Here is a 6,269-nt window from a genome sequence, read left to right on the forward strand (position 1 = left end):
GAACGCACAGCATGGTTGCCTGCGTTCCTGAGCTACTACAACGCCAGGAGGCCCCACTCGGCCTTGGGCTACAGACCTCCAGCTTCCCGACTTGCCGGGTATAACCTATTGCAACTCGACATCTAGCGCTCATCGCCTGCGTGGAGGCAGTCCATGGACGAATCGGACTTCATTCCTATTTCGGCGCTGCAACACTACCTGTATTGCCCTCGCCAGTGCGCGCTCATCCACGTAGAGCAACTGTGGGCGGAAAGCCGCCACACCGCAGAGGGGCGCGTGCTGCACGAGCGCGCCGACAAGCCCCGCGGCGAGCGCCGGCGCGGTGTGCGCACCGTCACCGCCATGCCGCTGGCCCACCCGGGGCTGGGCATCACCGGCATTGCGGATGTGGTGGAGTTCCATGAAGGCGATGAAGAGGTCGAACAGGCTTTTCCGGTGGAATACAAGCGTGGGCGACCCAAGGCCCATCGAGCGGATGAAGTGCAACTGTGCGCGCAGGCCCTTTGCCTGGAAGCAATGCTGGAGCAACCGGTGGCTCAAGGCGCCCTGTTCTACGGCGAGACACGTCGGCGCACCGATGTGCCGTTCGACCAGGCGCTGCGTCAACTCACCCGGGAAACCATCAGTGCGACGCGCGCTATGCTGGACGCGAACATCACACCCACGGCGCAATACAGCCCCAAGCGCTGCGATGCCTGCTCGCTGCTCGACCTGTGCCAGCCCCGACTGCTGAGCCGCAATAGCGGCGTGAACGACTGGCTCGCCCGACAACTGAAGCACAGCGAAGCGGAACCGCCATGCGCAGACAGCTGAACACCCTGTACGTGACCACCGAAGGCGCTTGGCTTCACAAGGACGGTGCCAACATCGTGATGGAAGTCGAGCAAACCGTGCGCGCCCGGCTTCCCGTGCATATGCTGGAAAGCCTGGTGTGCTTTGGCCGCGTGCTGGTGTCGCCGCCCTTGCTGGGCTATTGCGCGGAACAAGGCATCAGTACCTGCTTTCTCACGCCCAATGGCAAATTTCTGGCGAGGGTGGAAGGCCCGGTGTCCGGCAATGTTTTGCTGCGGCGCGCGCAGTACCGCACCACGGACGACCCTGCTGGGTGCGCCGGTGTCGTGCGCAATCTGCTGCAGGGCAAGCTACACAACCAGCGCGCCGTGCTGGGCCGGGCCTTGCGCGATCACAGCAGCAAACTTGCCGCAGTGGACGAAGCGGCATTGACGCATGCCCACCAACGACTGGAACGCATTGCAGCCAAGCTGCCCCAAGCACCATCGGTGGACCTGCTGCGCGGATACGAGGGCGAAGCGGCTCAGGCGTACTTCGGGGTGTTCGACCATCTGATCCGCGTGCCCGGCACGGCCATGCGTTTCACCGGGCGCAGCCGCAGGCCGCCCCTGGACGCGGTCAACGCCCTGCTCTCCTTCTTGTACACGCTGGTGACCCACGATTGCCGCTCGGCCCTGGAAAGCGTGGGCCTGGACCCTGCGGTGGGTTTTCTGCACCGGGATCGACCTGGCAGACCCAGCCTGGCACTCGACCTGCTGGAGGAATTTCGACCACTGCTGGCAGACCGTCTGGCCCTGTCGCTGATCAACTTGCGCCAAATCGGTGAGCGCGATTTTCAGACGATGGACAACGGTGCCGTGCTGCTGCGCGAAGAATCGCGCAAGACAGTGCTGACGGCCTACCAGGAGCGAAAGCGCGAAATGCTCAAGCACGTTTTTCTGGAAGAGAAAGCCCCCATCGGGCTGTTTCCGTTCATCCAGGCCCAACTGCTGGCCCGCCATTTGCGCGGTGACCTCGACGCCTACCCACCCTTTCTTTGGAAATGAGGCATCACCGATCATGATGGTGCTCGTGAGTTACGACGTCAGTTCGCAAGACAGAGCGGGCGCCCGCAGACTGCGGCACATCGCCAAAGCGTGCCTGGATTTTGGGCAGCGCGTGCAGTACTCGGTGTTCGAGATCGAGGTGGACTCGGCACAATGGGTGGCCTTGAAAAATCGCCTGACTCAGATCATCGATCCCGCCACTGACAGCCTGCGCTTTTACTACCTGGGCCAACAATGGAAAGACCGGGTTGAACACGTGGGCGCAAAGCCCGTACTCGACCTGAACGCCCCGCTCATTCTTTGAGCATCGGGCGAGACTGCCCGTGTTTGCGAACCCCAAGCGACTGACAGCTGCCATAGCGGTTCGCGGCGCTCTAACTCATTGATAGATCAACAATTTTTCTCCTTTGAGCGTGGAGACATTCCTTGACGACCGCGAAAACGGGAAGGTTCGCGAAAGTGAGGGATTTTTTAGAGCGCTGACCAAAGGTTATAAAGGCGCCGTCGCGCCCCGTGCGGGCGCGTGGGTTGAAACTGGTCCACCACGAACACAGGCAGGTCCGGCTCGTGCGTCGCGCCCCGTGCGGGCGCGTGGGTTGAAACCGCCGCACCGTCGGCCGGCTGGATGCCGACATCGGTCGCGCCCCGTGCGGGCGCGTGGGTTGAAACCAGCCCACGGCATCAGCCCGGCAGCCAAGGGGCCGGTCGCGCCCCGTGCGGGCGCGTGGGTTGAAACCTCTGATGCAGCCCCGAAGGTGCCATGCGGGCGGGGTCGCGCCCCGTGCGGGCGCGTGGGTTGAAACATGGAATGCTCCTTGGTGGTTGGCCAAGGCGCACTCGTCGCGCCCCGTGCGGGCGCGTGGGTTGAAACGGCCGCCCCAAGGCGATCAAGCTCATGGACGCCTGTCGCGCCCCGTGCGGGCGCGTGGGTTGAAACAACCCGCTGCTGCAGCCAAAGGAGGATTGCCCCATGTCGCGCCCCGTGCGGGCGCGTGGGTTGAAACAAGCCCAAGCCCAGCTCCTTCGGTGTCCGTGCGAAGTCGCGCCCCGTGCGGGCGCGTGGGTTGAAACCCGCACAAAGCCGTCGAGGTCGTTACGGGCTCGTTTGTCGCGCCCCGTGCGGGCGCGTGGGTTGAAACAGTCCGCACCGCCGCGATGCCCCACCGAAGCCGCGTCGCGCCCCGTGCGGGCGCGTGGGTTGAAACGGCGTAGCAGTGATCGCAGCCGGGCGACACCTGGGTGTCGCGCCCCGTGCGGGCGCGTGGGTTGAAACAAGTGAATCTGCCAAAGTGGCTGCGCATCGATCCCGTCGCGCCCCGTGCGGGCGCGTGGGTTGAAACAAACCTCGATCTCAACGACAAGCTTGTCAAACGCGTCGCGCCCCGTGCGGGCGCGTGGGTTGAAACCCACCCACCGGAGCACGGGCCGGCATCGCGGATGGTCGCGCCCCGTGCGGGCGCGTGGGTTGAAACGATTCTCCAAGTGTGTTTGCGATGATTGGATTCTGTCGCGCCCCGTGCGGGCGCGTGGGTTGAAACAAGCATTTTCCCAAGGCAGACCATGACGACGGCCCTGGTCGCGCCCCGTGCGGGCGCGTGGGTTGAAACGTTTCCAGCGCCGAAGTCGTAGCCGAGCCAGTTGTCGCGCCCCGTGCGGGCGCGTGGGTTGAAACGCCATGGGCGATGGCGCCCAGGCGGGGCAGAAAGAGTCGCGCCCCGTGCGGGCGCGTGGGTTGAAACCGCTTGAGAGGAGTGTCGAAACAGCGCGCCTTTCGGTCGCGCCCCGTGCGGGCGCGTGGGTTGAAACGCGCTCCTTGAGCGCGTGGCCCGCATCCTTGAGCGCGTCGCGCCCCGTGCGGGCGCGTGGGTTGAAACTAAGGCAGCCGGGTCGGTCTGAGTCATCAACGGGGTCGCGCCCCGTGCGGGCGCGTGGGTTGAAACGGGCAAGACTTGTACCCCTAGCGATGCTGACAAGGTCGCGCCCCGTGCGGGCGCGTGGGTTGAAACTGCTGGTGGTCCTGCCGCTGCGGCAGGGACTGGTAAGTCGCGCCCCGTGCGGGCGCGTGGGTTGAAACATTGGGTATGCGCGAGTTAGCACGCGGGATCAGGAGTCGCGCCCCGTGCGGGCGCGTGGGTTGAAACGAAAAGCTGGTGCAGGCGTATTACGACTGCCGCCGTCGCGCCCCGTGCGGGCGCGTGGGTTGAAACGAGAAGAACCTCCCGCAGTGGACGCAGGTCATCAAGTCGCGCCCCGTGCGGGCGCGTGGGTTGAAACTGATCGGCTGATGCTCTGGCGCTGGAGGTCGTGGCGTCGCGCCCCGTGCGGGCGCGTGGGTTGAAACCGCCATTGCCTGCTCTCCCAGTGCATCGCTCACGTCGCGCCCCGTGCGGGCGCGTGGGTTGAAACTGCGGGCGTCTTGTAAATCGCTTGACTGCTGGGAAGTCGCGCCCCGTGCGGGCGCGTGGGTTGAAACTGCGGGCGTCTTGTAAATCGCTTGACTGCTGGGAAGTCGCGCCCCGTGCGGGCGCGTGGGTTGAAACATATGTGCTGGCATGAATCTCTCCCGGAATGAAAACGTCGCGCCCCGTGCGGGCGCGTGGGTTGAAACATTGCGGGCGCGCAGGGCTGTGATGGCGTCGGCGTGTCGCGCCCCGTGCGGGCGCGTGGGTTGAAACATCTGGTTTGGTGCGCGGCTGCGGCTTGGGGAGAGTCGCGCCCCGTGCGGGCGCGTGGGTTGAAACCCTGCCGCTCAAGGTTGGGCCAGGGCGGCGGATCGTCGCGCCCCGTGCGGGCGCGTGGGTTGAAACTTGAGCACTACCTTGAAGCCGCTATCCAGCACCGGTCGCGCCCCGTGCGGGCGCGTGGGTTGAAACTATGGCTGTACGAAGGCCGAAGTGGTCCGGTCGAGTCGCGCCCCGTGCGGGCGCGTGGGTTGAAACCGCACGTTGATCCTGATGCTCAAAACAACCGATGGGTCGCGCCCCGTGCGGGCGCGTGGGTTGAAACCACCATCCAAATTCTCAAGGTCGAAGTGCAGCAGGTCGCGCCCCGTGCGGGCGCGTGGGTTGAAACTGCACCATAACGACCACGGCCTCCTCGCGCTGGCCGTCGCGCCCCGTGCGGGCGCGTGGGTTGAAACAAGCGCTGGGTGCTGAACTGATGCTGTACCTAATCGTCGCGCCCCGTGCGGGCGCGTGGGTTGAAACATCGTTCTCAAACGGGGTTAACCATGCCTGCTTTCGTCGCGCCCCGTGCGGGCGCGTGGGTTGAAACAGCAGGATCAAAAGTCTGCTCGCATTGATCAGTACGTCGCGCCCCGTGCGGGCGCGTGGGTTGAAACGATGGCGTGCCCGTGAAGGCACTGGCGCTGCAGAGCGTCGCGCCCCGTGCGGGCGCGTGGGTTGAAACGGTGCCAACACTACCGGCGCCGAGGCTGGCATCAAGTCGCGCCCCGTGCGGGCGCGTGGGTTGAAACAGCCACGGCGTGCGGGATGCGACGGTGCCGCTCAGTCGCGCCCCGTGCGGGCGCGTGGGTTGAAACTGCTGGAGGTGAATTTCAGCCAGTGCCGCCCGCTCGTCGCGCCCCGTGCGGGCGCGTGGGTTGAAACGCCATGCTGGGCAGCGCGTCTGGGTTCTCTTCGGCGTCGCGCCCCGTGCGGGCGCGTGGGTTGAAACGATGGTGCGGCGGTCTTCGTTGAGCATTTCGTTCGTCGCGCCCCGTGCGGGCGCGTGGGTTGAAACTGGGCCACCTGTACACGAACCGCGAGGATGTGGGCGTCGCGCCCCGTGCGGGCGCGTGGGTTGAAACGTCACAGGTCTGGCGCTCTACGGCATCGAGGCGGGTCGCGCCCCGTGCGGGCGCGTGGGTTGAAACATGCAGTCGTCCCGTGGCGCGTGCGACGTTGATGGTCGCGCCCCGTGCGGGCGCGTGGGTTGAAACTTCTGGGCGCAACGCTGCAGCACCCTGCATAAGGGTCGCGCCCCGTGCGGGCGCGTGGGTTGAAACCACCTTGGGCGTGGCCGGTGCGTGGGTGAGCAGTGTCGCGCCCCGTGCGGGCGCGTGGGTTGAAACAGCAGCAATACCCGAAGATTGGCCACGATCAGCGCGTCGCGCCCCATGCGGGCGCGTGGGTTGAAACTGCCTTCAGGGCACATTAATTACGCGCCTTTATTGTCGCGCCCCGTGCGGGCGCGTGGGTTGAAACAGCGTGGCCGCGAGATAGGCGCCTTGGCGCGCGCGTCGCGCCCCGTGCGGGCGCGTGGGTTGAAACGGGATTTGCTTGGCCTGTGCATCGGCCTTGCAGTGTAAGCCGTCAATAAACCACGCCCTTCATTTCAGCATGCTGACCTGAGAGGCTACGTTCCCACGTACATGTAGATGGGAACGTAATGTCAGAGTGGATTTTGGATCTGGCCGAACGGCTGATCGTC

The 6,269-nt window shown here is 65.5% G+C and carries 4 protein-coding genes and 1 CRISPR repeat array; all 4 genes read left to right on the forward strand.

The window, feature by feature from the left end; translation table 11 throughout:
- A partial coding sequence (locus AVHM3334_RS23210; RefSeq protein ID WP_284415798.1) for an integrase core domain-containing protein occupies positions 1 to 126 on the forward strand: 126 nt, incomplete at its 5' end.
- A gap of 27 nt (positions 127 to 153) precedes the next feature.
- Positions 154 to 813 carry a CRISPR-associated protein Cas4 gene (cas4, locus tag AVHM3334_RS23215; RefSeq protein ID WP_284415812.1) on the forward strand — a complete coding sequence of 220 codons (660 nt, stop codon included), beginning with the start codon at positions 154 to 156 and terminating at the stop codon, positions 811 to 813.
- Entirely contained in the window at positions 798 to 1,838 is a 1,041-nt protein-coding gene (gene cas1c / locus AVHM3334_RS23220) for a type I-C CRISPR-associated endonuclease Cas1c (protein WP_284415813.1), read from the forward strand. The genes cas4 and cas1c overlap by 16 nt, the downstream gene beginning before the upstream one ends.
- Before the next feature lie 13 nt (positions 1,839 to 1,851).
- Positions 1,852 to 2,142 (forward strand): CRISPR-associated endonuclease Cas2, encoded by a 291-nt coding sequence (gene cas2, locus AVHM3334_RS23225; protein ID WP_284415814.1) that lies wholly within the window; start codon positions 1,852 to 1,854, stop codon positions 2,140 to 2,142.
- Positions 2,143 to 2,341: 199 nt separating this feature from the next.
- Positions 2,342 to 6,109: direct repeats of the CRISPR family, unit length 32 nt; unit sequence GTCGCGCCCCGTGCGGGCGCGTGGGTTGAAAC.
- Positions 6,110 to 6,269 lie beyond the last annotated feature (160 nt).

This window comes from Acidovorax sp. SUPP3334, from assembly GCF_030159055.1.
Classification (GTDB): Bacteria; Pseudomonadota; Gammaproteobacteria; order Burkholderiales; family Burkholderiaceae_C; genus Paracidovorax.

Excerpts from the sequence above, each read along its gene's own strand:
- cas2 (WP_284415814.1), top strand. The coding sequence starts at position 1,852 with ATGATGGTGCTCGTGAGTTACGACGTCAGTTCGCAAGACAGAGCGGGC.
- cas4 (WP_284415812.1), top strand. The coding sequence starts at position 154 with ATGGACGAATCGGACTTCATTCCTATTTCGGCGCTGCAACACTACCTG.
- cas1c (WP_284415813.1), top strand. The coding sequence starts at position 798 with ATGCGCAGACAGCTGAACACCCTGTACGTGACCACCGAAGGCGCTTGG.